The organism is Pseudomonas sp. B21-056, from assembly GCF_026016325.1.
Lineage (GTDB): Bacteria > Pseudomonadota > Gammaproteobacteria > Pseudomonadales > Pseudomonadaceae > Aquipseudomonas.
In genome coordinates this window covers 53,925-80,134 of record NZ_CP087203.1, presented here as the reverse complement: position 1 = coordinate 80,134, position 26,210 = coordinate 53,925, and the positions used below count along the sequence as shown (strand labels likewise).

The following is a 26,210-nucleotide window of genomic DNA, read 5'->3' as shown; positions in this document are numbered from 1 at the left end:
CCTTTCACTGGCTGGCATTCGGGGATGGCTGGCTTTTTTATGAGTGCTTCGCACTCAAGCGGGAGCAAGCTCCCTCGCCACGGGTGTGTGGGTGTTCAGGGATGACGGTCGAGTTTCTTGAGGAACACGGCCATTTCTTTTTCGGCCTGCTTGTCGCCGTGGGCACGGGCGGCTTCCAGGCCTTGTTCCCAGGCATGGCGGGCGGCGGGTAGGTCGCCTTGGCCTTGGTGGGCCTTGCCTAGCAGTTTCCAGGCGGCTGAGTACTTGGGGTCGAGTTCGATGCAGCGTTGGAGGTGTTCGGCGGCGCGGGGGAAATCGGCGAGGTCGAGGTAGCCTTTGCCGAGGCCGAAGCGCAGGAGGGAGTTATCCACGCCCTTGGCGAGCATTTTTTCCAGGGAGTCGAGCATGGGGGTTTCCTTGTTGGTCGGGTCAGGATCGTTCCCACGCTCTGCGTGGGAATGCAGCCAAGGACGCTCTGCGTCCCCTCAAGAGCCGAACGCGGAGCGTCCGTAGAGGCATTCCCACGCGGAGCGTGGGAACGATCGGCACTCAGAAGAAGCTCAACCCCACATGGAACAGCTTCTCGACATCGCGAATGTGCTTCTTGTCCACCAGGAACAGGATCACATGGTCGCCCGTCTGGATCACGGTGTCATCGTGGGCGATCAGCACTTCTTCGTCGCGGATGATGGCGCCGATGGTGGTGCCGGGCGGCAGGCCGATGTCGCGGATGGCTTTGCCGATCACTTTGCTGGACTTGGCGTCGCCGTGGGCGATGGCTTCGATGGCTTCGGCCGCGCCGCGGCGCAGGGAGTGCACGCTGACGATGTCGCCGCGGCGCACGTGGGCGAGCAAGGTGCCGATGGTTGCCAGTTGCGGGCTGATGGCGATGTCGATGTCGCCGCCCTGGATCAGGTCGACGTAGGCCGGGTTGTTGATGATGGTCATCACTTTCCTCGCCCCCAGGCGCTTTGCCAGCAGCGAGGACATGATGTTGGCTTCGTCGTCGTTGGTCAGGGCCAGGAAGATGTCGGCGTCGGCGATGTTTTCTTCCAGCAGCAGGTCGCGATCCGAGGCGCTGCCCTGCAGCACCACGGTGCTGTCGAGGGTGTCCGAGAGGTAGCGGCAGCGGGCCGGGTTCATCTCGATGATCTTCACCTGGTAGCGGCTTTCGATGGCTTCGGCCAGGCGCTCGCCGATCTGCCCACCGCCGGCGATGACGATGCGTTTGTAGTTTTCGTCGAGACGGCGCATTTCGCTCATCACCGCACGAATATTCGCCTTGGCGGCGATGAAAAACACCTCGTCGTCCGCTTCGATCACCGTATCGCCCTGGGGCAGGATCGGCCGGTCGCGGCGGAAGATGGCCGCGACGCGCATTTCCACATTCGGCATGTGCTCGCGTAGCTGACGCAGTTGCTGCCCCACCAACGGCCCGCCGTAGTAGGCCTTGATCGCCACCAGTTGCGCCTTGCTCTCGGCAAAGTCGATTACCTGCAAGGCGCCCGGATGCTCGATCAGGCGCTTGATGTAGTTGGTCACCACCTGCTCGGGGCTGATCAATACATCCACCGGGATCGCTTCGTTGTCGAACAGGTCGGCGCGGGTCAGGTAGGCCGCTTCCCGCACCCGGGCGATCTTGGTGGGGGTGTGGAACAGGGTGTGGGCCACCTGGCAGGCGACCATGTTGGTTTCGTCGCTGTTGGTGACGGCCACCAGCATGTCGGCATCGTCGGCGCCGGCCTGGCGCAGCACCGTCGGCAGGGAACCCCGCCCTTGCACGGTGCGGATGTCGAGACGGTCACCGAGGTCGCGCAGGCGTTCGCCGTCGGTGTCGACCACGGTGATGTCGTTGGCCTCGCTGGCCAGATGTTCCGCCAGCGAACCGCCGACCTGCCCTGCGCCGAGGATGATGATTTTCATCCATTCACTCCTTTCGAATCGGTCTTAACCGCGTGCGGCGGCGATCTTGATCAGCTTGGCGTAGTAGAACCCGTCGTGACCGCCCTCCTGGGCCAGCAACTGGCGGCCATGGGGCTGCTTCAGGCCGGCCTGGGTGGCGATATCCAGTTCCCGGGCGCCAGGGGTGCGGGCGAGGAAGGCTTCGATCACTTCGGTGTTCTCGGTTGGCAAGGTCGAGCAGGTGGCGTAGAGCAGGATGCCGCCGACGTCGAGGGTCTGCCACAGGGCGTCGAGCAGTTCGCCCTGCAGCAGCGCCAATGCAGCAATGTCGTCCGGTTGGCGGGTGAGCTTGATGTCCGGGTGACGACGGATCACGCCGGTGGCCGAGCACGGCGCGTCCAGCAGGATGCGCTGGAACGGCTGGCCGTCCCACCAGGTGGCCGTGTCGCGACCGTCGGCGGCGATCAGCTCGGCGTCCAGGCCCAGGCGCTCGAGGTTTTCCTTCACCCGCACCAGGCGCTTGGCTTCCAGGTCCACCGCCACCACGCCGGCCAGCTTCGGCTCGGCCTCGAGGATGTGGCAGGTCTTGCCCCCCGGTGCGCAGCAGGCGTCCAGCACCCGTTGGCCGGATGCCAGTTCCAGCAGGTCGGCGGCCAGTTGGGCGGCTTCGTCCTGGACGCTGATCCAGCCCTCGGCGAAGCCCGGCAGGGTGCGCACATCGCTCGGGGTTTCCAGCAGGATACCGTCGCGGCTGTACACACACGGCTGGGCCGGGATGCCGGCCTCGCCCAGCAACGCCAGGTAGGCATCGCGGGAATGGTGACGGCGGTTGACCCGCAGGATCATCGGCGGGTGGGCGTTGTTGGCCGCGCAGATGGCTTCCCATTGCTCGGGCCAAAAAGCCTTGAGGGATTTCTGCAACCAGCGCGGGTGAGCGGTGCGCACCACCGGGTCGTGCTCCAGCTCGGCCAGCAGGGGTTCGCTTTCCCGTTGGGCGCGGCGCAACACGGCATTGAGCAGGGCCTTGGCCCAGGGCTTCTTCAGCTTGTCGGCGCAGCCCACGGTTTCGCCGATGGCGGCATGGGCGGGCACGCGGGTGTAGAGCAACTGGTAAAGCCCCACCAACAGCAGCGCTTCGACGTCGGCGTCGGCGGCTTTGAACGGTTTCTGCAACAGCTTGGCCGCCAGGGCCGACAGCCGTGGCTGCCAGCGAGCGGTGCCGAACGCCAGGTCCTGGGTGAAACCGCGATCACGGTCTTCAACCTTGTCCAACTGGGTCGGCAGGGAACTGTTGAGCGACGCTTTGCCGCTGAGCACGGCGGCAAGCGCCTTGGCGGCGGCCAGACGCGGGTTCATGAGGCGTCCACCGCTTGGCCGAGGACGCTGCCGACGGCAAATTTCTCACGACGGCTGTTGAACAAATCACTGAAGTTCAGCGCCTTGCCGCCGGGCAATTGCAGACGGGTCAGGCACAGCGCCTGTTCACCGCAGGCGACGACGAGGCCGTCCTTGCTGGCACTGAGGATCTGCCCTGGCGCGCCCTTCCCTTCGGCACCGCTCGCGGCCAACACTTTCACCGCTTCACCGCTCAAGGTGCTGTGGCAGATCGGCCACGGGTTGAAGGCGCGCACCAGTCGTTCCAGTTCGACCGCCGGCCGGCTCCAGTCGATGCGGGCCTCGTCCTTGTTCAATTTGTGGGCGTAGGTGGCGAGGCTGTCATCCTGCACTTCGCCTGCCAACGTGCCGGCGGCCAAGCCGGCAATGGCCTGGACCACCGCTGGCGGGCCGATCAGCGCGAGGCGATCGTGCAGGCTGCCGCCGGTGTCTTCGGCGCTGATGGGGGTGCTGACCTTGAGCAGCATCGGCCCGGTGTCCAGGCCGGCCTCCATGCGCATCACGGTCACGCCGCTCTCGGCATCGCCGGCTTCCACGGCACGCTGGATCGGCGCCGCACCGCGCCAGCGCGGCAGCAACGAGGCGTGACTGTTGATGCAACCCAGGCGCGGGATGTCCAGCACCACTTGGGGCAGGATCAGGCCATAGGCGACCACCACCATCAGGTCCGGCTTCAGCGCGGCCAGTTCGGCCTGGGCTTGCGGGTCACGCAAGGTCGGTGGTTGCAACACCGGCAAACCGTTTTCCAAAGCCAGTTGCTTGACCGGGCTGGGCATCAGTTTTTGCCCACGGCCCGCCGGCCGGTCCGGCTGGGTGTAGACCGCGATGATTTCATGGGGGCTGGCCAGCAGGGCCTTGAGGTGTTCGGCGGCAAACTCGGGAGTGCCGGCAAAGACGATGCGCAGTGGCTCAGTCATGGAAGCTCTCAATCAACAACAGTCGCATAAAGAAAAAAGGCTTGCCGCGGCAAGCCTTTGAAGGGGGCATCAAGCGTTCTGGCGATGGATCTTTTCCAGTTTCTTCTTGATCCGGTCACGCTTGAGGGTCGACAGGTAATCCACGAACAGCTTGCCGTTGAGGTGGTCGCATTCGTGCTGGATGCACACCGCCAGCAACCCTTCGGCGATCAGTTCGTAAGGCTGGCCGTCACGGTCCAAAGCCTTGATCTTGACCTTTTGCGGGCGGTCGACGTTTTCGTAGAAACCCGGCACCGAGAGGCAGCCTTCCTGGTATTGCTCCATCTCGTCGGTCAGGGTTTCGAACTCGGGGTTGATGAACACCCGCGGCTCGCTGCGGTCTTCGGAGAGGTCCATCACGACAATACGTTTGTGCACGTTGACCTGGGTCGCGGCGAGGCCGATGCCTGGCGCTTCATACATTGTTTCAAACATGTCATCGACCAACTGACGCACTTCGTCGTCCACTACGGCCACCGGTTTGGCGATCGTGCGCAGGCGCGGGTCCGGAAATTCGAGAATGTTCAAAATGGCCATAAGCTTGATCAATGCACGTGTGAGGTAAAGTCGGGTGGCTGGCCTGGCGTGTCTTGGGATGCAGGCTACCGTTGTAAAACGTCGCTCTTGATACGGAGCGAGCCACGGGGGCTCTGGCGTTTTACGCGAACGCACATGATAAAGGGATTCACCGCATGAGGAAATCACTACTCGCCCTGCTGCTCCTGGCCTCGGCCGGTATCGCGCAAGGGCAAGTGCAGCTTCGGGAAGGTTTCCCGCAGCAATACACCGTGGTCACTGGCGACACACTGTGGGACATCTCCGGCAAATACCTGCGCGAGCCATGGAAATGGCCCGAACTCTGGCAGGCCAACCCGCAGATCGAAAACCCCAACCTGATCTATCCCGGCGATACCCTGTCACTGGTCTACGTCAACGGCCAGCCACGGCTGACCCTCAATCGCGGCGCCTCCCGGGGCACCATCAAACTGTCGCCGCGCATCCGCAGCTCGCCGGTGGCCGATGCCATCCCGAGCATCCCGTTGCAAGCCATCAACAGCTTCCTGCTGAGCAATCGCATCGTCGACACAGCCACGGACTTCAACAAAGCGCCCTACGTCGTCGCCGGTAACGCCGAACGGGTGCTCAGCGGCGCCGGGGACCAGATCTTCGCCCGCGGGGCATTCGACACAAGTCAGTCGGCCTACGGCATCTTCCGCCAGGGCAAGGTCTACACCGACCCGCAGACCAAGGAACTGCTGGGCATCAACGCCGACGACATCGGCAGTGCTGAGGTCGTGGCCGCCGAAGGCGACGTCACTACCCTCACCCTGCAACGCACCACCCAGGAAGTGCGCCTCGGCGACCGGCTGTTCAGCGGCGAGGAACGCTCGATCAATTCGACCTTCATGCCCAGCGCGCCGAAAACGGAGATCGACGGGCTGATCCTCGACGTGCCACGGGGCGTGACCCAGATCGGCGCGCTGGATGTGGTCACCCTGAACAAAGGTCGGCGCGACGGGCTGGCCGAAGGCAACGTGCTGGCGGTGATGAAGACCGGGGAAACCGTGCGCGACCGCATTACCGGCGAACCGGTGAAGATCCCCGACGAACGAGCCGGCCTGCTGATGGTGTTCCGTACCTACGACAAGCTCAGCTATGGCCTGGTGCTGTACGCCTCGCGCTCGCTGGCGGTGCTCGACAAGGTGCGCAATCCATAACGGGTCTCACAAGTTACCAACAGAGTTATCCACAGCTTGTTCCCGTTTGAACGGGGCTTATCACGATCAAGGATTGATCACATGTCATTGCCTGAATGCCCTGCAGTTTCCCCTGCGGAACTGGAGGCCCGCCTGCGCCTGCACCGCTTGCCGGAGCTGGGACCCAAACGTTTCATGACCCTGATGGAAGCCTTCGGCTCGGCCTCCAAAGCCATCAGCGCGCCGGCCAGTGCGTGGCGGGCGCTGGGGTTGCCGGCGGCGAGTGTCGAGGCCCGGCGCAACCCGGATGTGCGCGACGGCGCCGCCCATGCATTGGCCTGGTTGGAGGGTTCGGGCCAGCATTTGCTGATGTGGGACCAGCCTGACTACCCGGCGCTATTGGCGCAGATCAGCGATGCGCCACCGCTATTATTCGCCGCTGGCGATCCCACTATCCTGGAAAAACCGCAGTTGGCGATGGTGGGCAGTCGCCGGGCCTCGCGTCCGGGAATGGACACGGCCGCGGCGTTTTCCCGCAGCCTGGCCAGCGCCGGTTTTGTCATCACCAGCGGCCTGGCCCTGGGCATCGATGCGGCGGCCCATCAGGCGGCACTGGACGTCGGCGGGCAGACTGTCGGGGTGTTGGGCACCGGCCTGGAAAATTTTTATCCACAGCGCAATCGTCGGTTGGCGGACGCGATGATTGCCCAAGGCAGCGCGGTGCTCTCGGAGTTTCCGTTGGACGCGCCGCCCCACGCCAGCAACTTTCCGCGCCGCAACCGGATCATCAGTGGCTTGTCCCTGGGCGTGCTGGTGGTCGAAGCCAGTGTCGCCAGCGGTTCGCTGATCACGGCACGGCTGGCGGCGGAACAAGGTCGCGAGGTGTACGCCATTCCGGGGTCGATCCATCACCCCGGCGCCCGAGGTTGTCATCAGTTGATCCGCGACGGGGCGGCGCTGGTGGAAACCGTGGAGCACATCCTCGAAGCATTGCGCGGTTGGCAACGGTTATCGTTGACGGATGAGCCTGTGCCAGTGACACACCCGCTGCTGCGCCTGCTGCATGCCGCACCGCTGACCAGTGAAGCCTTGGCCGAGGCCAGTGGCTGGGGGTTGCCCAAAGTGCTGGCGGCGCTGACCGAACTGGAAATGGAGGGAAGCGCCACCAGCGACAACGGCCGCTGGTTTGCGCGCACGCGCTAGGTTTTATGGGGAAGATCGGTAAACTGCGCACAGCCTTATCTTGTGTTGCGGAGAATCTTTCATGGTCAACAGTTGGCGTGTGCAACAAGCCGCGCGAGAAATTCGCGCCGGGGCGGTGATTGCCTACCCAACCGAAGCGGTCTGGGGCCTGGGGTGCGATCCGTGGAACGAGGAGGCGGTGGAGCGTCTGCTGGCGATAAAATCACGGTTGCCCGACAAGGGGCTGATCCTGGTGGCGGATAACATTCACCAGTTCGACTTCCTGTTCGAAGACTTCCCCGACACCTGGATGGACCGCATGGCCAGCACCTGGCCGGGGCCCAACACCTGGCTGGTGCCGCACCAGAACCTGCTGCCGGAATGGATCACCGGGGTGCACGACACGGTGGCGCTGCGGGTCAGCGATCATCCCACCGTGCGGGACCTGTGTTCGCTGGTCGGGCCGCTGGTGTCCACCTCGGCCAACCCCCAGGGCCGCCCGGCAGCACGTACGCGGATTCGCGTCGAGCAGTACTTCCGCGGACAGATCGACCTGGTGCTCGGCGGCAACCTGGGCGGGCGCAAGAACCCCAGCGTGATTCGCGACCTGGCCACCGGCAAAGTCGTCCGGCCGGACTGAGCCGGGTTACCCCCCTGGACTCAACACAGATCCCCCTGTGGGAGCTAATGCTGTTCATTTAAGAAAGTAGATGAACCTGTGGCGAGGGGATTTATCCCCGCTGGGCCGCGAAGCAGCCCCAAAGCCATGCCATTCGGTGCATCAGGCGAATTGAGTCGCCTGTGTTGGGGCTGCTGTGCAGCCCAGCGGGGATAAATCCCCTCGCCACAATGAACCGGGCAAGTCTTAAGTGAACAGCATTACCCTGTGGGAGCTCAGGCTCAAGGCAGCAGGACGGTCGACCCCGTCGTGCGCCGTGCCGACAATTCGGCCTGGGCCTTGGCCGCTTCCGCCAGCGAGTAACGCTGGTTGATATCCACCGTGAGCTTGCCGCTGCTGATCATCCCGAACAGTTCGTCGGCCATGCGTTGCAGGTTTTCGGCGTTGTTGGCGTAAGTCGCCAGGGTTGGGCGGGTTACGTACAACGAGCCTTTGGCCGACAAGATCCCCAGGTTCACGCCGTCCACCGCACCCGAGGCATTGCCGAAGCTCACCAGCAGGCCACGGGGCGCGACGCAATCGAGCGAGGTCAGCCAGGTGTCCTTGCCGACCCCGTCGTACACCACCGGTACTTTCTTGCCGTCAGTCAATTCCAGCACCCGCTGTACGACGTTTTCCTTGCTGTAATCGATGGTTTCCCAAGCGCCATGGGCTTTGGCGACGGCAGCTTTCTCCGCAGAGCTCACGGTACCGATCAGCTTCACGCCCAGGGCCTTGGCCCATTGGCACGCCAGGGAGCCCACGCCACCGGCGGCGGCATGGAACAGCACGGTTTCGCCGCCCTTGAGCTCATAGGTCTGGCGCAACAGATACTGCACCGTCAGGCCCTTGAGCATGACGCCGGCCGCCTGTTCGAAGCTGATGGATTCCGGCAGGTGCACCAGATTGGCCTCGGGCAACACATGCACATCGCTGTAGGCCCCGAGCGGACCGCTGCCATAGGCCACCCGGTCGCCCACCTTGAACCGGGTAACGCCCGAGCCGACCGCCTCGACCACGCCTGCCCCTTCGGCGCCCAGGCCCGAAGGCAGGGCCGGCGGTGGATAAAGGCCGCTGCGGTAATAGGTGTCGATGAAATTCAGGCCGATGGCCCGGTTGCTCACGCGCACCTGCTGCGGGCCCGGTTCGGCAGGTTGATAGTCCACGTACTCAAGCACTTCGGGGCCGCCGTGGGAACTGAACTGGATACGTTTGGCCATCTTCACTCTCTCCTTGTCGCAGGACTTTCTTACCAAGCCTGCCATCGGACTCCTAAGCTTGAGCTTCGTCAACTGTGGCGTGGGCAAGTGCGGTGGTATCCTGTGCGCCCATTTGCCACCGGCCTGCTGTACGCCGTGTAGCCCAGTCCTGATCAAGGGGATGTCATGACCACTCGTACCGAGGCCGTGAAAGCCTATCTGCTCGACCTGCAAGACCGCATCTGCGCTGCACTGGAAGCCGAAGACGGCGGCACTCGCTTCGTCGAAGACGCCTGGACCCGGCCGGCCGGCGGTGGCGGTCGCACCCGGGTGCTGGAAAACGGTACGGTCATTGAAAAGGGCGGCGTCAACTTTTCCCACGTCTTCGGCAGCGGTCTCCCACCGTCGGCCAGCGCCCATCGGCCGGAACTGGCCGGGCGTGGCTTCGAAGCTCTGGGCGTGTCGCTGGTCATCCACCCGCACAACCCCCACGTTCCGACCTCCCACGCCAACGTGCGCTTTTTCATCGCCGAAAAAGAAGGCGAAGAGCCGGTCTGGTGGTTCGGCGGTGGCTTCGACCTGACGCCATACTACGGCGTCGCGGAAGACTGCGTGCATTGGCACCGCGTGGCCGAACAGGCCTGCGCGCCGTTCGGCCCGGAGGTGTATCCGCGCTACAAGGCCTGGTGCGACAGCTACTTCCACCTCAAGCATCGAAACGAACCCCGGGGTATCGGCGGCCTGTTTTTCGATGACCTGAACGAGTGGGGTTTCGACACCTGCTTCGCCTTCATCCGCGCCATCGGTGATGCTTATATCGAGGCCTACCTGCCCATCCTGCGCCGGCGTAAAGACGAGGCGTTCACCGCCAAGCAACGGGAGTTCCAGGAGTTCCGTCGTGGCCGCTACGTGGAATTCAACCTGGTCTATGACCGCGGCACCCTGTTCGGGCTGCAATCGGGCGGACGCACCGAGTCGATCCTGATGTCCTTGCCGCCACAGGTCCGCTGGGGCTACGACTGGAAAGCCGAACCGGGCAGCGAAGAAGCGCGCTTGACCGAGTACTTCCTGCAGGATCGCGATTGGCTGGCAACGGCCTGAACGGAGACTGACCCGATGACCATGGACCGCTACGTTGTGATGGGTAACCCCATTGGCCACAGCAAGTCGCCGTTGATCCATCGCCTGTTTGCCGAACAGACCGGGCAAACACTGGACTACAGCACCCTTCTGGCGCCCCTGGATGATTTCGCCGGTTGTGCGCAGGCATTTTTCCGCGAGGGACGTGGGGCGAATGTCACCGTGCCGTTTAAGGAAGACGCCTTCCGCCTGGCCAACCGCCTGACCGAACGGGCGCAGCGGGCCGGGGCGGTCAATACCTTGAGCAAACTGGACGACGGCAGCCTGTTGGGTGATAACACCGACGGCGCCGGGCTGGTGCGGGACCTGACCGTCAATGCCGGCTTCAGCCTCAAGGGCAAACGCATCCTGGTGCTGGGGGCCGGAGGTGCGGTGCGCGGCGCCCTGGAGCCGTTGCTGGCCGAGGCACCGGCCTCGGTGATCATCGCCAATCGCACGGTGGAAAAAGCCGAATTGCTGGCCGAGCTGTTCGCAGACCTGGGCCCGGTCTCGGCCAGTGGTTTCGATTGGCTGCGCGAGCCGGTAGACCTGATCATCAACGCCACGTCCGCGAGCCTGTCAGGGGATGTACCGCCGATTGCCGGAAGCCTGATCGAGCCCGGCAAGACTGTGTGCTACGACATGATGTATGGCAAGGAGCCTACTTCGTTCTGCCGTTGGGCCAGCGAACAGGGCGCCGCGGTGGCGATGGATGGCTTGGGCATGCTGGCCGAACAGGCAGGCGAAGCGTTCTACCTGTGGCGCGGCGTGCGCCCGGACACCGCGCCAGTGCTGGCCGAGTTGCGTCGTCAGCTGGCGTTGTAGCTTTTGTGGCGAGGGGATTTATCCCCGCTGGACTGCGAAGCAGTCCCAAAAAGAGGGGCCGCTGCGCAGCCCAGCGGGGCGGTGCGACGTTTCGCTAAATCCCCTCGCCACAGAGGAGCTCTGTGCTGCTCTTCAATCCTCAAAGTGAATCGGGCACCTCTGCGCCCCTTCAAGCTTCTTCAACTCATCCACCACATGGGGCCGGGCCCTGCGCAACGTGAGGCTGCGCCCTTGCGCACCCAGGCGCCGGGCCTCCTGATGCAGCATTTCCACCCCGGAATAGTCGATGAAATTGATCTGCTGGGCATCGATCACCACCCGTTGCCCTTGCAGCCGTTGCAGGCGCACCTGCAGATAATGACTGGCCCCGAAGAAAATCGAACCACCGACCCGCAGCACATCGGCCTCGCCTTCGTGGGAATGCTGCACCCTTGGCTGTGACGTGCGCTTGAGGTAGAAAAACAGCGACGCCAGCACGCCGGCATAAATGGCGGTTTGCAGCTCCAGCAGCAACGTGGCCAGACAGGTCAGGCTCATCACCACGAACTCGGCGCGGCTCACGCGGTACAGCGCGCGGATGCCGCGATGATCCACCAGCCCCCAGGCGATCAACAGGATGCTGCCGGCCATCGCCGGAATCGGGATGTGCGAGATCAGTTTCGCCCCGGCGACCGCAAACAAGGCCACCCACAAGGCGGAGAACACCCCGGCCAGGGGCGAACAGGCTCCCGCGTCGTAGCTGAGGCCGGAACGGGTAAAGGAACCGGCTGACAAGGAGCCGGAGAAAAATCCGCCCACGATGTTGGAAAGCCCCTGCGCCCGGACCTCCTGGTTCGCGTCGAGCAATTGCCCGGAGCGCACCGACAACGAGCGGGCAATGGACAGGCTGGTGACCAGCCCGAGCATGCCCACCGCGACGGCACCGGGGAGCAGGCGCAGTATCAGGTCCAGGTCCAGCGGCAGCGCAGTGAACGGCGGCAGGCGCCCGGCAAAGGCACTGACCAGCGCCACATGCCCGAACATCGCCGGCCATAACCAGACCACCAGGCTGCTGATGACCAGGGTTATCAACAGGCTCGGCCAGCGCGGCAGCAGCCGCTTGAGTATCACGCCTAGGATCAGCGTCCCCAAGCCCAACAGCAACGAAGGCTTATCCACAGCCCCGAGGTGACTGAGCAACATCATCGCGCCCTTCAAGGCCGTGGCCTCGTTCGGCAGATCGAGACCCATCAGGTTCGGCAACTGCCCCAGTGCAATCACCACCGCCGCGCCCAGGGTGAAACCGAGCACCACCGAGTGCGAGACGAAATTCACCAGCGCACCGAAACGCAACAGGCCCAACAACCACTGGAAAATGCCCGCCAATACCGTCAACAGCAGGATCAAGGTGATGTAGTCCTGGGTCGCGGGCACGGCCAGGGGACTGACGCTGGCGTACAGGACAATGGAGATCGCCGCCGTAGGACCACAGATCAAATGCCACGACGAACCCCACAGGCAGGCGATCAGCACCGGCACAATCGCCGCGTACAAGCCGTACTCGGGTGGCAGACCGGCAATCAGGGCGTAGGCAATGGACTGTGGCAGCGCGAGAATCGCGCCACTCAGGCCGACGATCAGGTCACGGCCGACACTGGCACGGGTCTGCCGGGGCAGCCAGCTCAGGAAGGGGAACAGTGAATGGCGGGTGGGGATTGCCATGGGGCCTCAATATGAGATTTTTGCGGTCAGGGTATCAGGACAAGATGCCCACCGATCCCCTGTGGCGAGGGGATTTATCCCCGCTGGGTCGCGGAGCGGCCCTAATGTGTCGACTCGGTGTGTCAGATCATTTGCGTTCAGCTGTTTTGGGGCCGCTTCGCAACCCAGCGGGGATAAATCCCCTCGCCACAAAGTGCTCCGGATCACCTTCTGAGGGTGTATCCGGAGCACGCGGGTCATCAGAGCTTGGCCTTCACCACCGCCAACGCCTCCTGCCCATCCGCGGTCTTCACGCCATCCAGCCATTTGTCCAACACCGCCGGGTTGGCCTTGATCCAGGCCTTGGCCGCCTCGGCGTTGCTGACCTTCTTGTTCACCACGTCGGCCATGATGCTGTTCTCCATGTCCTGGGTGAAACTCAGGTTGGTCAGCAGCTTGCCGACGTTCGGGCAGGCCTGTGCATAACCCTTGCGGGTCAGGGTGTAAACGCTGCCGGTATCGCCGAAGTACTTCTCGCCGCCCTTGAGGTAATGCATCTTCAGCTGCACGTTCATCGGGTGCGGCGTCCAGCCGAGGAAGGTCACGAACTTCTGTTTTTTCACGGCCCGGGACACTTCCGCCAGCATCGCCTGCTCGCTGGACTCCACCAGTTTCCAATCGCCCATGCCGAAGTCGTTGGTCTTGATGATTTCTTTCAGGGAGAGGTTCGCCGGGGCGCCGGAACCGATGCCGTAGATTTTCTTCTCGAACTTGTCGGCGAATTTGTTCAGGTCAGCGAAGTTATGCACACCGGCGTCCCAGACGTAGTCCGGGACCGCCAGGGTGAACTCGGTGCCGTCCAGGTTCTTGGCCAACTGCGTGACGTCCCCATTCGCCACGAACTTGTCATAGAAGCCCTGCTGCGCCGGCATCCAGTTGCCCAGGAACACATCGACCTGACCATCCTTGAGACCGCCAAAGGTAATCGGCACCGCCAGGGTATCGACCTTGGGCTTGTAGCCCATGCCTTCCAACAGAAAACCGGTAATGGCATTGGTCGCCGCGATGTCGCTCCAACCCGGGTCAGCCATTTTTACCGTCTCGCAGCTTTGCTCGGCCCACGCCGAAGCACTGCTCAACGCCAACAGCCCAGCGGCCAGTACTGTGGATAACTTTTGCATGTGCTTCCCCTTACGTTCGTTATTGGTTTTGGCAGGGTTGTGGATAACGGGCCTTGCGCTCCAGATCGTCGAGGTCGATGTGATTGCGCATGTATTGCTGACTGGCATCCACCAGCGGCTGGTGATCCCAGCTCTTGAGTTTGCCCAGGGTCAGCGCCTGGGCGACGAAACGACGGCGCCGCTGGCTGGCGAGCACCTGTCGATGAATGGTCGGAATGTCCCACTTGGCCCTGGCTTCGGCGAGAAACCCGGCGAACAGGGTCTGATGTTCCGCTGAACGGCTGAGATCTTCTTGTTCCTTGGGGTCGTTACGGACATCGAACAACAGGCACGGATCGTCTTCGCTATAGATGAACTTCCACTGACCGCGACGGATCATCATCAATGGGCTGATGGTGCCCTCGGCCATGTATTCACCAAAGACCTCGTCGTGCCCGCCCTGCCCTTGCAGATGCGGCACCAGCGAGCGGCCGTCCAGCGGCAAGCCAGGCTCCAGCGTGCCGCCGGCCAGTTCCACCAGGGTGGGCAACAAGTCGGCGGTGGACACCGCCGCGCTGACCCGGCCGCTGGCGAACTGACCCGGGGCGCTGACCAACAGCGGCACCCGAGCGGACATCTCGAACCAGTGCATTTTGTACCAGAGGCCTTTTTCGCCGAGCATGTCTCCATGATCGCCGGAGAACACGATAATCGTGTCGTCGATCAAACCGGTGTCCTCAAGGGTCTGCAGCAGCTTGCCAACGTTGCTGTCGATGTAGCTGCACGCGCCGAAATAGGCACGGCGCGCATCGCGGATTTTATCCACAGGCAGCGGCTTGTCCCACAGGTCATACACTTTCAGCAGTCGTTGGGAGTGCGGGTCGAGCTCGGTTTGCGCTGGGGTCTGCGGCAATGGGATGTCGTTGTCGTCATACAAATCCCAGAATGCCTTGGGAATCGTGTACGGGTCGTGTGGGTGAGTCATCGACACGGTCAGGCAGAACGGCTGGTCGCCGTCCTCGCGGATGTGGTCGAACAGGTACTGCTGCGCCTTGAACACCACTTCTTCATCGAAATCCAACTGGTTGGTGCGCACGCAGGGGCCGGCCTGCAACACCGAAGACATGTTGTGGTACCAGCTCGGCCGCACATCCGGCTCATCCCAGTTCACGGCCCAGCCGTAGTCGGCCGGGTAGATGTCACTGGTCAGGCGTTCTTCGTAGCCGTGCAACTGGTCTGGCCCGCAGAAGTGCATCTTGCCGGACAGCGCCGTGCGGTAGCCGAGGCGACGCAGGTAATGGGCATACGTCGGGACGTCGGCGGGGAAATCCGCCGCGTTGTCGTAGGCGCCGATCTTGCTGGGCAACTGGCCGCTCACCAGGGTAAAGCGCGACGGTGCGCACAGCGGGCTGTTGCAATAAGCGGCGTCGAACACCACGCCTTGGGCGGCCAGGCGCGACAGATTCGGCAGCTTGATCGGCGAAGGACCGTAGATCGGCAACATTGGCGCGGCCATCTGATCGGCCATGATGAAAAGAATGTTCTTGCGCTTCATGTAATCGCGGCATTCCATAGTGAACGGTTATGCGAAATTGCTGCGATTGAGCATGTCCCCCCAACTTATTGGGGTAAAGCCCATGCAGGATAATGACTAGGATAAGCACAACTTATGTTTGAAGCCTTGGGTGACCTGTCCCTGGATCTGTTCCGGGCCTTTGAAGCAGCGGCCCGGCAACGCAGCTTTACGGCGGCGGCGATTGAGCTGGGCACTACGCAACCGGCCATCAGCCAGCAGATCAAACGCCTGGAGGAGCAGCTCGGCACGCGGTTGTTCGATCGCATTTACCGGGGCATCGAACTGACCGAGGCCGGGACGATTCTATTCGAACAGGTTCAGGCCGGTTTGCAGAACATCGACGCAGGATTGAGCGCGATCACCGCTCAACATCAACATGAGGTGTTGCAGGTCGCCACCGATTTTGCCTTCGCCGCCTATTGGCTGATGCCGCGCCTGCATCGTTTTCACGCTGCCAACCCGCAGGTGGATGTCAGTCTGGTGACCAGCGAGCGCAACCACAACATGTTGCGCACCGATATAGACGTTGCCGTGCTGTTCGGCGACGGTCGCTTCAAGCAAGGTGAAAGTCGCTGGCTGTTCAGCGAAGAAGTCTTTCCGGTATGCAGCCCGTTGCTGCTCAAGGAACGGCCCCTGCCCTTGTCCGCCCAGGCTTTGTCGGAGTTTGCGCTGTTGCACCTGCGGGGCGGCAACAGCAGCCACTGGTTCGACTGGAACGGTGTATTCCGCGAGCTGGGCATCACCTCGCCGCCGGCGCCAGGGCAACTGCGTTTCGACAACTACACTTTGCTCATCCAGGCGGCGATTGGCGGCCAGGGTGTCGCCATTGGCTGGCGCCACCTTGTGGATAACTTGTTGGCCCAGGGCCTGCTGTGCCGTCCGATTGCCGAGACGGTGCTGTCGCGCCTGGGGTATTACGTAGTCTTGCCCCAGCGTAAACGGCGTGGGGCGTTGATCAGGCAGTTTGTGGATTGGCTGATGGAGGAGCAGGCCAACAGCGGGGAGTCGCTCACTGGGTTGCCGTTGCCATCCATTGCTGTTTGAGATTTGCGGGGGAAGGTACTTTTCATGATCAAAGAAAAACCCTGTGGCGAGGGGATTTATCCCCGCTGGGGCGCGAAGCGGCCCTGCTTTTTTGGGGCCACTTCGCGCCCCAGCGGGGATAAATCCCCTCGCCACAACAGCGATCCTCACCACAGGTTTTGTGCGGTCGTCAGGTAGCGGCTACGAAGCTGACATGCTGGCCCACATGCAGGTTCAAGCGCAGCTCATCGGCAATACCAACGGCGACCCGATTGAGCCGTTCCAGGGACTCGGCCATGCCGGGTTCCAGGCTGGTACTGACCTGGGTGAAATGCTCGATACTCAACCCGGCGGCAGCATAAGGCGAATTGACGAGGGTCCATTGCAGTGTGCTGTTGCGCAGGGCATCGAGGATTTCCTCGGCGGCGTGACGCTGCAAATCGTCTTCGCCCTCTTCTTCGTCGAGCACGGCGAAATCCCCCACCAGAAACACTCGGGGAATGTTCACCGCCTGCATGCCGGCGATCAGCGCATCCACCGCCAACACCTGTTCCACCGGCCCCGGAATCAGCGTGCGCTCCACTTGTTCGCTGTTCATCGGCAGCCCCGGCGCATTCAGCAGACAGACCACCGCATCGGCGCCGGCGACGCTTTGCTTGACCCGCTCGGGGTCATAGAGATCCCCCGTCTTGGTCCGCAGGCCCGGACGCGGCGCCAGGGCCGTGAGATCATCGAGAATGGCGATGACTTCATGCTGGCGCCGCAGCATTTCAGCCATCAACGCACTGCCGAGGCTGCTCATGGCACCATAGAGCACCACTTTGATGACCGGGGTTTCGGCGTTCTTCATGGCTGTTTCCCTTTTTTACCGCGTATAAGCCTCTGACCTGCGACAAACGGCGAGGGTTCGCAAGGAGTGACCATGCAACGGATCAAGGGCTACCACGCCCATGTTTACTTCGACGCCAGCACCCTCGATCAGGCGCGGGCCTTGTGTGAGGAAGCGTCGCGTCTGTTCCCGCTGAAAATGGGCCGCGTCCACGAACGCCCGGTCGGCCCCCATCCGGACTGGAGCTGTCAGCTGTCGTTCGATCCGCAGTACATCGGAGTGGTGCTGCCGTGGCTGGCGCTCTATCGCAACGGGCTGGTGATCTTTCTGCACCCGAACACCGGCGATGAGCTGACGGACCACACCGACCATGCGATCTGGATGGGGGCGATGCGGCCGTTGGATCTTTCGGTGTTTTGACACCGTGGCGAGGGAGCTTGCTCCCGCTGGGGCGCGAAGCGGCCCTCGCTTTTGTTGGGGCCGCTTCGCAGCCCAGCGGGAGCAAGCTCCCTCGCCACGGTTATCCCCTCGCCACATAAGAATATCGGTGACATGACATCCGGTTGTCCTGCGAAAGCTGGCTGAAAGCTTGCGGGATTAGGATCGCCTCACTACCGGCAGAGACCGGTGGCCAGAAACGGATTTCCACGAACCGTATGGCCCTTTTAACAACAACAATGGTGATCCTGATGTCCGCTGCTACCCGTCCCGCTGCACCTACTCCATCCGTCCGCCCCGTGCCCCGCGTTCTGCGCTGACCCGTCCGGTTCGCCTTAACCCCGCCGCGCCACGCCTGGAGTATTTCCCATGCTGACTTTCCTTGGCTTCGCCATGGTCATCACGTTCATGTTCCTGATCATGACCAAGCGCCTGTCCGCGCTGATCGCCCTGATCATCATCCCGATCCTGTTCGCCCTGTTCGGTGGCTTTGCGCCGAAGATCGGCCCGATGATGCTCGAAGGCATCACCAAGCTCGCCCCGACCGGGGTGATGCTGATGTTCGCGATTCTCTATTTTGCCCTGATGATCGACTCCGGCCTGTTCGACCCGGCCGTGCGCAAGATCCTCAAGCTGGTCAAGGGCGACCCGCTGAAAGTTTCGGTCGGTACCGCCGTTCTGGCGCTCGTCGTTTCCCTCGATGGTGACGGCGCGACCACTTACATGATCTGCGTGGCCGCGATGCTGCCGCTGTACAGCCGCATCGGCATGAGCCCGCGGATCATGGCCGGCCTGATCATCCTCGCCGGTGGCGTGATGAACATGACCCCTTGGGGCGGCCCGACGGCCCGTGCGGCCAGTGCGCTGCATGTGGATCCGTCCGACATCTTCGTGCCGATGATTCCGGCGATGGCCTTCGGTGTGGTGGCGATCCTGGCGATTGCCTACATGTACGGCAAACGCGAGCGTGCGCGCCTCGGTGAATTGCACCTGGCCCATGACGAAATCGACCACAGTGAAATCAGCGTGTCGCAGTTCCCCGACGCCCGTCGTCCGAAGCTGATCTGGTTCAATGGCGCCTTGACCCTGGCCCTGATGTGCACCCTGATCGCCGGCCTGTTGCCGCTGCCGGTGCTGTTCATGGTGGCCTTCAGTATCGCGATGATCGTCAACTATCCGTGCCTGCAACAGCAGAAAGACCGCGTTGCGGCGCATGCCGGCAGCGTACTGGCGGTGGTCGGGCTGATTTTCGCGGCGGGTATCTTCACCGGCATCCTGTCCGGTACCGGCATGGTCGATGCCATGTCCAAGAGCCTGCTGGCGGTGATCCCGGACTTCCTCGGCCCGTACCTGGCGGTGATTACCGCGCTGGCGAGCATGCCGTTCACGTTCTTCATGTCTAACGACGCATTTTATTACGGGGTGTTACCGGTTCTCGCCGAAGCCGCCAGCCATTACGGCATCACCGCCGTGGAAATGGCCCGTGCCTCGATCGTCGGCCAGCCCGTCCACCTGTTGAGCCCGCTGGTTCCGTCCACTTACCTGCTGGTGGCCCTGGCCGGGATCGAGTTCGGCGATCACCAGCGTTTCACCCTGAAGTGGGCAGTGCTGGTTTGCCTGTGCATAATGGTCGCCGCCTTGCTGATGGGGATCTTTCCGCTGTTCAGCACTCTATAAAAGCAATACCCGCTGCGTCGCCGCTTTGGTCAACCCGAAGCGCGGCGCGGCCTAACACTCGTTCAAAGGAACTCACATGGAATGGCTGACCAACCCGGAAATCTGGGTTGCCTTCTTTACCCTGACCGCCCTGGAAATCGTCCTGGGCATCGATAACATCATCATGATCTCGATCCTGGTCAGCCGCATGCCCAAGCACATGCAGGCACGTACCCGGATCTTCGGTCTGGCCCTGGCCATGATCACGCGGATCCTGTTGCTGTTGTCCATCACCTGGGTCATGCGCCTGACCGCCGATTTGTTCGAAGTGTTCGGCCAGGGCATCTCCGGTCGCGACCTGATCCTGTTCTTCGGTGGCCTGTTCCTGCTGTGGAAAAGCTCCCAGGAGATGTACCACGCGCTGGAAGGCGAGGACGAAAGCGACGATGAACCTTCGGGCAAGGGTGGCAACTTCCTCTACACCATCATCCAGATCGCGATCATCGACATCGTGTTCTCCCTGGACTCGGTCATCACCGCTGTCGGCATGGTTTCCCATGTGCCGGTGATGGTGGCGGCGATCATCGTTGCCGTACTGGTGATGATGCTGGCCTCGGGCACCATCAGCGAGTTCATCGACAAGCACCCGTCGCTGAAGATGCTGGCGCTGTCGTTCCTGCTGGTGGTCGGTACCGTGCTGATCGCCGAATCGTTCGACGTGCATGTACCCAAAGGCTACGTCTACTTCGCCATGGCGTTCTCCCTGGCGGTGGAGGCGATCAACATCAAGATGCGCACCGCGATTGCACGCAAGCGCAAACAGCAGGATCCGGTGAAACTGCGCAAGGATGTTCCGGGTCAGTAACTGAACGGAGCAATGAACGAAGGGGCTCTTGGGAGCCCCTTTTTCATGCCCGCAGGAAAGTGGCTTGGCGCAGGGCCAATGTGGGAGCGAGCCTGCTCGCGATAGCGTCCTTTCAGTCACAGCAGCGCCGACTGATACACCGCTATCGCGAGCAGGCTCGCTCCCACAGGGGTTCACTGTGCCCCTTGGCTATCTGTTTTCATGACAGTTTTGTTTCAATCAATTCTTTAGCTGTGCAATGCTGGCGCCCGAACCGTTCGCCAACTACAGCTTAAGTACAAAGAAGAACGATGTGGCATCGTCAACTTGTCTCTTTGAGACACTAACAGGGGGCCTCTCATGCTGACCCTGCTGAATCTGCTCTCCGCCGTGGCCCTGCTGATCTGGGGCACGCATATCGTCCGTACCGGCATCCTGCGGGTCTATGGCTCCAACCTGCGCCATGTCATCGGCCAGAACATGTCCAGGCGCTGGCTGGCATTTGTCGCCGGCATCATGGTCACCGCCATGGTCCAGAGCAGCAACGCCACGGCCATGCTGGTCACCTCGTTTGTCGGCCAGGGCCTGATGGCGCTGACCCCTGCCCTGGCGACCATGCTGGGCGCCGATGTCGGCACGGCGTTGATGGCCCGGGTGCTGACCCTCGACCTGTCGTGGCTGTCGCCGTTGCTGATATTCCTCGGGGTGATTTTCTTCCTGTCGCGCAAACAGACCCGCGCCGGGCAGATGGGCCGGGTCAGCATCGGCCTGGGTCTGATCATCCTGGCGCTGCAATTGATCGTCGAAGCCGCTGCGCCCATCACCCAGGCCCAAGGCGTGAAGGTGATCTTCGCCTCGCTGACCGGCGACATCCTGCTCGATGCGTTGGTCGGTGCGCTGTTCGCCATGATTTCCTATTCGAGCCTGGCCGCCGTGTTGCTGACCGCAACCCTGGCCGGCGCTGCCGTGATCAGCCTGCCGGTGGCCATCGGCCTGGTGATCGGCGCCAACATCGGCAGCGGCGTGCTGGCGTTCCTCAGCACCAGCATGCAGAACGCTGCGGGACGCCAGGTGGCGCTGGGCAGCCTGCTGTACAAGCTGATCGGATTGTTGCTGATCATTCCCGTGCTCGATCCTCTGGTGGGTTGGCTGGACAGCCTGGATTTCAGCCCCCAGGAAACCGTCATCGGCTTTCACCTGCTCTACAACTCCGTGCGCTGTCTGGTGCTGCTGCCCAGCGTCGCGCCGATGGCCAGGCTATGCGCCTGGTTGCTGCCGGACCGGCCGGAAACCAACGGCACGGCCAAGCCCCGGCACCTGGATCCCACGGCCCTCGTCACACCGAGCCTGGCGCTGGCGAATGCGGCCCGGGAGACGCTGCGCATCGGCGACCTGATCGAAAACATGCTCGAAGCCATGCTGGACGTGCTGCGCGGCCAGCAGACGGCGGTCACCCAGGAAGTGCGGCGCATGAGCGATGACGTCGAGGCGCTGTGCAGCACCATCAAGCTGTACATGGCGCAGATGCCCCGCGAAGACCTCAGCGAACAGGACAGTCGTCGGTGGGCGGAGATCATCGAACTGGCGATCAACCTGAAGCTGGGCAGCGACCTCATCGAACGCATGTTGCGCAAGGTCCAGCAGCAGAAGACTTCGCAACGCTTGTCCTTTTCCGACGTAGGCCTGGAAGAACTGGCGGGGCTGCACAGCCACTTGATCGCCAACCTGCGGCTGGGGTTGTCGGTGTTTCTCAGCGGTGATCGGGAAAGCGCCCGCCAGTTGTTGCGTGAGAAACGGCGCTTTCGCGCCCAGGAAAGGCGCATGGCCCATGCCCATGTCAGCCGCTTGCAGCGCAAGATCGTACAAAGCCTGGAGACCAGTTCCCTGCACCTGGAGCTGATCGCTGACATGCGGCGCCTTAACTCGCTGTTCTGCGGCAGCGCCTATGTGGTGCTGGAAACCGCCGAAATCGGTGCCCTGGCGGCGGATGAATTATCCGACATCACCCACTCGCCTTGAACATCTGGCGCATTGTCCAGTCAGTAGGATTGGACTGTCAGTCGCCAGGAAGCCGTTTATGCGTGGTCTGTTATTCGCTCTGTTCTTGTTCGCTTCGCTGCCTGTGGTGGCCCTCGACCGGTTCCAGGTCGAAGGCTACGCGCTGCCCAACGGTATGCAGTTGCTGCTCAAGCCTGGCAACGAACGCGGACATGTCGCCATCCGGCTGGTGGTCGGCGTAGGCCTGGACGACTTCAGCTGCGCCGACAAGGAACTGCCGCACCTGCTCGAGCATGCGCTGTTCAGCGGGGTCGATGAAGGTGGCGAAGGCGCCCTGGAAGAGCGCATGCAGGCACTGGGCGGCGAGTGGAACGCCTTCACCAGCAACGCCGACACCACGTTTGTCATCGAGGCCCCGGCGAGCAACCAGCGCAAGATCCTCGATCTGCTGCTGGCGGTGCTGACCCGTACCCGCATCGACGAAAAGGCCCTGGAAGCGGCCAAACGAGTGGTCGAACGGGAGGACGGCGGGCATTACACCCACCTGCAACGCTGGCTCGACCGTCAGGACCTGGGACACAAGGCCAGTAACCAGTTGGCGGTGGAGCTTGGCCTGCGTTGCGCGGAGCGGGCCGAGGTCGAGCACCACACCCTCGCCCGCCTCGAGCAAGTCCGCAAAGCCTGGTATGCGCCGAACAACATGACGCTGATCGTGGTCGGTGATCTGGACCGGTTGTTGCCGGCCTACCTGGAGCGCACCTACGGCAAACTCAAACCGGTCGAGCCCAGCGCTCATGAGGAACTGCCACAGATCCGCTACAGCGCCGTGACCAAGCGCAACCTGATCCGCAGCCTGGTGGGTGATGGCGCCAAACTGCACTGGCTGTTCCCCGAGCCGGTACTGCAGCAGCAACACGACGAAACCTTCGACCTGCTCAAGAACTATCTGGACTGGGCCCTCTATCGCCAGCTGCGCCTGGCCCGCGGCCTGTCCTACGGCCCGTGGGTGGAGCGGGAGGTGTTCGGCGGCGTCGGCTTCTTCAGCCTGAACGCGGACCTGGCCCGCGAAGACCTGCCGCAAGCCGAGCAGGCGCTCGAAGAAATGCGCAGGGCCTTGCTCAAGGACGGGCTGGACCCCGACAGTTTCATGCGCATCAAACGCGCCGCCATCGCCCATCAGACCTGGGCGGTTCAAGGTAACAGTGCGCTGGCCGATTATTACTGGGGCGCCCTGGGCGACTACGAAGACGGCCGCTTCGCCAACCCGGCCGTGCGCTTGCAGGCGGTGAGTCTGGAACAGGCCAACCAGGCCTTGCGCGAGCTGCTCAAGGACCCGGGCTACCTGCGCATCGAGAAGCCGTTGCTCAGTGACGATGAGCTGGTGTGGGGGCTGAGTGGGTTGCTGGGATTGTTGCTAGTGGGGTTGGTGGTATGGCGGCTGCGCCGCAAGACCTGACCTGCTGGGTTCTTGTGGCGAGGGGATTTATCCCCGTTGGGTCGCGAAGCGGCCCCAAATCAGACAACTCGATCAGTCAGGCACACCCAGGCGCCAGGTTTAAGGGCCGCTTCGCAGCCCAGCGGGGATAAATCCCCTCGCCACAAGAGCCGATGCGAGCCTCGCCATACAGGTGTCCGGACGATACTCTGTCAGGGATATTTCCTACGACTTACTGTGAAACCGCCTAATGCAGACCCTGACTCATTACATCCAGCGCATCCTTGAATTGATGAAGCGCTACCCAGGGGTCATTGCGCTTGGTGGTTTCATCTCCGGCGCCGGCAGTTTCGTACTGGTGGACCGCCAACAGGGCCTGGCCACCTGGATCGCCATCCTGATGCTGGTGAGCTGGCTCTGGCTGATGCTGGAAAACAGCCTGACCCGGCTGTTCGCACGAATTTTCAAGCGGGAGATACCGCAGCCGTTGTTGCGTTACGCCACGCAGATGATTCACCAGGAAAGCCTGTTCTTCGTCCTGCCGTTTTTCCTGATCACCACCACCTGGAACAGCAGCCAACTGATTTTCACCGGATTGCTCGGTGCGTCAGGACTGATTTCGATCACCGATCCGCTGTACTACAAATGGCTGGCACCCCGCCGCTGGGCGTTCCTGGCGTTGCACACGCTGACGCTGTTCGCCGCCCTGCTCACCGCACTGCCGATCATCATGCACCTGACCACCGACCAGAGTTTCAAGCTGGCGCTGGGCATCTCCATGCTGTTGTCGTTCCCGAGCCTGGCCTCGATCTTCCCGATCCGCACCGTGCGCAATGCGCTGGCGATTCTGTGCATCACCCTGGGGATCGGCGCCGCCGGATGGGTGCTGCGTTCCTGGGTACCACCGGCCACGCTGTGGATGACCGAAGTAGCGATCAGCACCCAGTTGGAGGACCGTACCCCGGGCGACAGCCTCAAGGAAGTCAGCGCCGCCCAGATCCGCGGCAACGGCCTGTATGCCTATACCGCCATCAATGCGCCGCGAGGGCTGGATGAACGGATCTATCACGTCTGGCAGTTCAACGGCAAAGAAGTGGACCGCATCGCCCTGGACATTCATGGCGGACGCAAGGAGGGCTACCGTGCCTGGACCCACAAACAGAACTTCCCGGACAACCCGACCGGCAAATGGCAGGTGCGGGTATTGACGGAAAACGGCCAGATGATCGGGGTGTTGCGGTTCAACGTCACGGACCCGGCCGATCAGCCGAAGAACCAGTAGCAAACCCCGATGGCCCCCAACACGCCGGCCAGCTCAGCCAGCAGCGCGCAGCCCACCGCATGCCGCGCCCGCTGGATGCCCACGGCGCCGAAGTACACCGCCAGTACATAGAACGTGGTTTCGGTGCTGCCCTGGATGGTCGCTGCCACCAGGGCCGGGAAGCTGTCCACGCCGGAGGTCTTCATGGTTTCGATCAGCATCGCCCGGGCGGCGCTGCCGGAGAACGGCTTGACCATCGCGGTCGGCAAGGCGTCGACGAAACGTGTATCCCAGCCAGCCCATTCCACCAGGTGCCGGATACCGTCCAGACCGAAATCCAGCGCCCCCGAGGCCCGCAACACACCGACCGCACAGAGCATCGCCACCAGGTACGGCAGCAAGCCCTTGGCCACGTCGAACCCTTCCTTGGCCCCCTCGACAAACGCTTCGTACACCTTGACCTTGCGCAGGGCGCCCACCACCAGGAACAGGATGATCAAGCCGAACAGCGTCAGGTTGCCGAGGATCGAAGACAGACTCGCCAACGCCGTGGCTGAGAGCGTCGCCAGCAACGCCATGAAGCCACCCAGCGCCAGCGCCCCGGGAATCAGGTAAGCCAGCACCACCGGGTCCCACAGGCGCAAGCGCTGCATGAAGGCCACCGACAGCAGCCCCATCAGGGTCGAACAACTGGTGGCGAGCAGGATCGGCAGGAACACCAGGGTCGGGTCCGGCGCGCCTTGCTGGGCACGGTACATGAAGATCGTCACCGGCAGCAGCGTCAACGACGAGGCATTGAGCACCAGGAACAGGATCTGCGCATTGCTGGCGATGGTCGGGCTGGGGTTCAGGTCCTGCAGGGCGCGCATGGCCTTCAGGCCGATGGGGGTGGCGGCGTTGTCCAGGCCCAGGCCGTTGGCGGCGAAGTTGAGGGTGATCAGGCCGATGGCCGGGTGGCCCGGCGGCACTTCCGGCATCAGCCGCAGGAACAGCGGGCCGAGGGCCTTGGCCAGCCAGTCGACGATGCCGGCCTTTTCGGCGATCCGCAGGAATCCCAGCCACAGGGTCAAGGTGCCGAACAGCAGGACCATCACCTCCACCGACAACTTGGCCATGGCGAAAATACTCTCCACCATCGCCGCGAAAATGCCGGCGTTGCCACCCACCAGCCACTGCATCAGCGCCGAAACGGCCGCCACGATAAAGAAGCCAAGCCACAGGCCATTGAGCATCGGTTAAATCCCCCGGAAGATGCCGCGAATGATAGCGGGGCTGGCAGAAACGACAAACCCCGGATTTCTCCGGGGCTTGTCTGATTCACCCCCACATTTGAACTGTGGTGTGCATAAGTTCTGTGGCAACACAAAACCATTGTGG

General features: G+C 62.7%; 23 protein-coding genes. 12 read left to right on the top strand and 11 right to left on the bottom strand.

All coding sequences use genetic code 11. The annotated features are described in order from the left end of the window. Positions 1–95 precede the first annotated feature (95 nt). From LOY67_RS00350 to def, 5 genes are all read right to left on the bottom strand, one after another. Positions 96–407 (bottom strand): tetratricopeptide repeat protein, encoded by a 312-nt coding sequence (locus LOY67_RS00350; RefSeq protein ID WP_265065437.1) that lies wholly within the window; start codon positions 405–407, stop codon positions 96–98. A 142-nt stretch (positions 408–549) separates the two neighbouring features. Next, entirely contained in the window at positions 550–1,923 is a 1,374-nt protein-coding gene (trkA, locus tag LOY67_RS00345; RefSeq protein WP_265065436.1) for a Trk system potassium transporter TrkA, read from the bottom strand. A gap of 24 nt (positions 1,924–1,947) precedes the next feature. Continuing rightward, the gene (gene rsmB, locus LOY67_RS00340) at positions 1,948–3,258 is read right to left on the bottom strand and encodes a 16S rRNA (cytosine(967)-C(5))-methyltransferase RsmB (RefSeq protein WP_265065435.1); all 1,311 of its coding nucleotides are present in this window, start codon (positions 3,256–3,258) and stop codon (positions 1,948–1,950) included. After that, positions 3,255–4,214, bottom strand: coding sequence for a methionyl-tRNA formyltransferase (gene fmt / locus LOY67_RS00335; protein ID WP_265065434.1), 960 nt, complete (start codon positions 4,212–4,214; stop codon positions 3,255–3,257). The genes rsmB and fmt overlap by 4 nt, the downstream gene beginning before the upstream one ends. A gap of 69 nt (positions 4,215–4,283) precedes the next feature. Continuing rightward, a complete protein-coding gene (def, locus tag LOY67_RS00330; RefSeq protein WP_144931056.1) occupies positions 4,284–4,790 on the bottom strand; it encodes a peptide deformylase in 507 nt (168 codons plus the stop codon). 155 nt (positions 4,791–4,945) lie between these two features. Between def and LOY67_RS00325 the strand changes: the two genes are divergently transcribed. The 3 genes from LOY67_RS00325 (at position 4,946) to LOY67_RS00315 (ending at position 7,772) form a co-directional block, all read left to right on the top strand. After that, complete coding sequence (locus LOY67_RS00325) at positions 4,946–5,971, top strand: LysM peptidoglycan-binding domain-containing protein (RefSeq protein ID WP_265065433.1); 1,026 nt, start codon at positions 4,946–4,948, stop codon at positions 5,969–5,971. A gap of 81 nt (positions 5,972–6,052) precedes the next feature. Continuing rightward, the gene (gene dprA, locus LOY67_RS00320; protein WP_265065432.1) at positions 6,053–7,153 is read left to right on the top strand and encodes a DNA-processing protein DprA; all 1,101 of its coding nucleotides are present in this window, start codon (positions 6,053–6,055) and stop codon (positions 7,151–7,153) included. A gap of 61 nt (positions 7,154–7,214) precedes the next feature. Next, the gene (locus tag LOY67_RS00315; protein WP_003196294.1) at positions 7,215–7,772 is read left to right on the top strand and encodes an L-threonylcarbamoyladenylate synthase; all 558 of its coding nucleotides are present in this window, start codon (positions 7,215–7,217) and stop codon (positions 7,770–7,772) included. 260 nt (positions 7,773–8,032) lie between these two features. Here LOY67_RS00315 and LOY67_RS00310 read toward each other — a convergent pair whose 3' ends face one another. After that, a complete protein-coding gene (locus tag LOY67_RS00310; protein WP_265065431.1) occupies positions 8,033–9,010 on the bottom strand; it encodes an NADPH:quinone reductase in 978 nt (325 codons plus the stop codon). Positions 9,011–9,175: 165 nt separating this feature from the next. On the opposite strand from LOY67_RS00310, the gene hemF reads away from it, so the two are divergent. After that, positions 9,176–10,090, top strand: coding sequence for an oxygen-dependent coproporphyrinogen oxidase (gene hemF / locus LOY67_RS00305; protein ID WP_265065430.1), 915 nt, complete (start codon positions 9,176–9,178; stop codon positions 10,088–10,090). Between the two features lie 21 nt (positions 10,091–10,111). Beyond that, on the top strand, positions 10,112–10,933 hold the full coding sequence (gene aroE, locus LOY67_RS00300) for a shikimate dehydrogenase (RefSeq protein WP_265067846.1): 822 nt from the start codon (positions 10,112–10,114) through the stop codon (positions 10,931–10,933). A 132-nt stretch (positions 10,934–11,065) separates the two neighbouring features. On the opposite strand, the gene LOY67_RS00295 is transcribed toward aroE, so the two are convergent. The 3 genes from LOY67_RS00295 to betC all read right to left on the bottom strand — a co-directional run bounded on the left by LOY67_RS00295 (position 11,066) and on the right by betC (position 15,328). Next, positions 11,066–12,634, bottom strand: coding sequence for a SulP family inorganic anion transporter (locus LOY67_RS00295; protein WP_265065429.1), 1,569 nt, complete (start codon positions 12,632–12,634; stop codon positions 11,066–11,068). Positions 12,635–12,873: 239 nt separating this feature from the next. Further along, positions 12,874–13,794, bottom strand: coding sequence for a choline ABC transporter substrate-binding protein (choX, locus tag LOY67_RS00290; protein ID WP_265065428.1), 921 nt, complete (start codon positions 13,792–13,794; stop codon positions 12,874–12,876). 19 nt (positions 13,795–13,813) lie between these two features. Then, entirely contained in the window at positions 13,814–15,328 is a 1,515-nt protein-coding gene (gene betC / locus LOY67_RS00285) for a choline-sulfatase (protein WP_265065427.1), read from the bottom strand. A 114-nt stretch (positions 15,329–15,442) separates the two neighbouring features. On the opposite strand from betC, the gene LOY67_RS00280 reads away from it, so the two are divergent. Then, complete coding sequence (locus LOY67_RS00280) at positions 15,443–16,393, top strand: choline sulfate utilization transcriptional regulator (protein WP_265065426.1); 951 nt, start codon at positions 15,443–15,445, stop codon at positions 16,391–16,393. A 169-nt stretch (positions 16,394–16,562) separates the two neighbouring features. On the opposite strand, the gene LOY67_RS00275 is transcribed toward LOY67_RS00280, so the two are convergent. Then, complete coding sequence (locus LOY67_RS00275; protein ID WP_265065425.1) at positions 16,563–17,222, bottom strand: NAD(P)-dependent oxidoreductase; 660 nt, start codon at positions 17,220–17,222, stop codon at positions 16,563–16,565. Positions 17,223–17,294: 72 nt separating this feature from the next. Here LOY67_RS00275 and LOY67_RS00270 point away from each other — a divergent pair, with 72 nt between their 5' ends. The 6 genes from LOY67_RS00270 to LOY67_RS00245 all read left to right on the top strand — a co-directional run bounded on the left by LOY67_RS00270 (position 17,295) and on the right by LOY67_RS00245 (position 24,854). Further along, a complete protein-coding gene (locus tag LOY67_RS00270; protein WP_265065424.1) occupies positions 17,295–17,621 on the top strand; it encodes a DOPA 4,5-dioxygenase family protein in 327 nt (108 codons plus the stop codon). Between the two features lie 387 nt (positions 17,622–18,008). Beyond that, positions 18,009–19,316, top strand: a complete 1,308-nt coding sequence (locus tag LOY67_RS00265) for a CitMHS family transporter (RefSeq protein WP_265065423.1) — start codon at positions 18,009–18,011, stop codon at positions 19,314–19,316. 76 nt (positions 19,317–19,392) lie between these two features. Then, positions 19,393–20,160, top strand: a complete 768-nt coding sequence (locus LOY67_RS00260) for a TerC family protein (protein ID WP_265065422.1) — start codon at positions 19,393–19,395, stop codon at positions 20,158–20,160. 339 nt (positions 20,161–20,499) lie between these two features. Next, positions 20,500–22,158, top strand: a complete 1,659-nt coding sequence (locus tag LOY67_RS00255) for a Na/Pi cotransporter family protein (RefSeq protein WP_265065421.1) — start codon at positions 20,500–20,502, stop codon at positions 22,156–22,158. A 58-nt stretch (positions 22,159–22,216) separates the two neighbouring features. Next, complete coding sequence (locus tag LOY67_RS00250; RefSeq protein ID WP_265065420.1) at positions 22,217–23,593, top strand: M16 family metallopeptidase; 1,377 nt, start codon at positions 22,217–22,219, stop codon at positions 23,591–23,593. A gap of 229 nt (positions 23,594–23,822) precedes the next feature. Beyond that, positions 23,823–24,854 carry a DUF2914 domain-containing protein gene (locus tag LOY67_RS00245; protein WP_265065419.1) on the top strand — a complete coding sequence of 344 codons (1,032 nt, stop codon included), beginning with the start codon at positions 23,823–23,825 and terminating at the stop codon, positions 24,852–24,854. On the opposite strand, the gene LOY67_RS00240 is transcribed toward LOY67_RS00245, so the two are convergent. After that, positions 24,836–26,065 carry a nucleoside recognition domain-containing protein gene (locus LOY67_RS00240; RefSeq protein WP_265065418.1) on the bottom strand — a complete coding sequence of 410 codons (1,230 nt, stop codon included), beginning with the start codon at positions 26,063–26,065 and terminating at the stop codon, positions 24,836–24,838. The two genes, LOY67_RS00245 and LOY67_RS00240, sit on opposite strands and share 19 nt — an antisense overlap. Positions 26,066–26,210: the final 145 nt, after the last annotated feature.

Coding starts and splice junctions, on each gene's coding strand:
- LOY67_RS00350 (WP_265065437.1), bottom strand. CDS start 407: ATGCTCGACTCCCTGGAAAAAATGCTCGCCAAGGGCGTGGATAACTCC.
- trkA (WP_265065436.1), bottom strand. CDS start 1,923: ATGAAAATCATCATCCTCGGCGCAGGGCAGGTCGGCGGTTCGCTGGCG.
- rsmB (WP_265065435.1), bottom strand. CDS start 3,258: ATGAACCCGCGTCTGGCCGCCGCCAAGGCGCTTGCCGCCGTGCTCAGC.
- fmt (WP_265065434.1), bottom strand. CDS start 4,214: ATGACTGAGCCACTGCGCATCGTCTTTGCCGGCACTCCCGAGTTTGCC.
- def (WP_144931056.1), bottom strand. CDS start 4,790: ATGGCCATTTTGAACATTCTCGAATTTCCGGACCCGCGCCTGCGCACG.
- LOY67_RS00325 (WP_265065433.1), top strand. CDS start 4,946: ATGAGGAAATCACTACTCGCCCTGCTGCTCCTGGCCTCGGCCGGTATC.
- dprA (WP_265065432.1), top strand. CDS start 6,053: ATGTCATTGCCTGAATGCCCTGCAGTTTCCCCTGCGGAACTGGAGGCC.
- LOY67_RS00315 (WP_003196294.1), top strand. CDS start 7,215: ATGGTCAACAGTTGGCGTGTGCAACAAGCCGCGCGAGAAATTCGCGCC.
- LOY67_RS00310 (WP_265065431.1), bottom strand. CDS start 9,010: ATGGCCAAACGTATCCAGTTCAGTTCCCACGGCGGCCCCGAAGTGCTT.
- hemF (WP_265065430.1), top strand. CDS start 9,176: ATGACCACTCGTACCGAGGCCGTGAAAGCCTATCTGCTCGACCTGCAA.
- aroE (WP_265067846.1), top strand. CDS start 10,112: ATGGACCGCTACGTTGTGATGGGTAACCCCATTGGCCACAGCAAGTCG.
- LOY67_RS00295 (WP_265065429.1), bottom strand. CDS start 12,634: ATGGCAATCCCCACCCGCCATTCACTGTTCCCCTTCCTGAGCTGGCTG.
- choX (WP_265065428.1), bottom strand. CDS start 13,794: ATGCAAAAGTTATCCACAGTACTGGCCGCTGGGCTGTTGGCGTTGAGC.
- betC (WP_265065427.1), bottom strand. CDS start 15,328: ATGAAGCGCAAGAACATTCTTTTCATCATGGCCGATCAGATGGCCGCG.
- LOY67_RS00280 (WP_265065426.1), top strand. CDS start 15,443: ATGTTTGAAGCCTTGGGTGACCTGTCCCTGGATCTGTTCCGGGCCTTT.
- LOY67_RS00275 (WP_265065425.1), bottom strand. CDS start 17,222: ATGAAGAACGCCGAAACCCCGGTCATCAAAGTGGTGCTCTATGGTGCC.
- LOY67_RS00270 (WP_265065424.1), top strand. CDS start 17,295: ATGCAACGGATCAAGGGCTACCACGCCCATGTTTACTTCGACGCCAGC.
- LOY67_RS00265 (WP_265065423.1), top strand. CDS start 18,009: ATGCTGACTTTCCTTGGCTTCGCCATGGTCATCACGTTCATGTTCCTG.
- LOY67_RS00260 (WP_265065422.1), top strand. CDS start 19,393: ATGGAATGGCTGACCAACCCGGAAATCTGGGTTGCCTTCTTTACCCTG.
- LOY67_RS00255 (WP_265065421.1), top strand. CDS start 20,500: ATGCTGACCCTGCTGAATCTGCTCTCCGCCGTGGCCCTGCTGATCTGG.
- LOY67_RS00250 (WP_265065420.1), top strand. CDS start 22,217: ATGCGTGGTCTGTTATTCGCTCTGTTCTTGTTCGCTTCGCTGCCTGTG.
- LOY67_RS00245 (WP_265065419.1), top strand. CDS start 23,823: ATGCAGACCCTGACTCATTACATCCAGCGCATCCTTGAATTGATGAAG.
- LOY67_RS00240 (WP_265065418.1), bottom strand. CDS start 26,065: ATGCTCAATGGCCTGTGGCTTGGCTTCTTTATCGTGGCGGCCGTTTCG.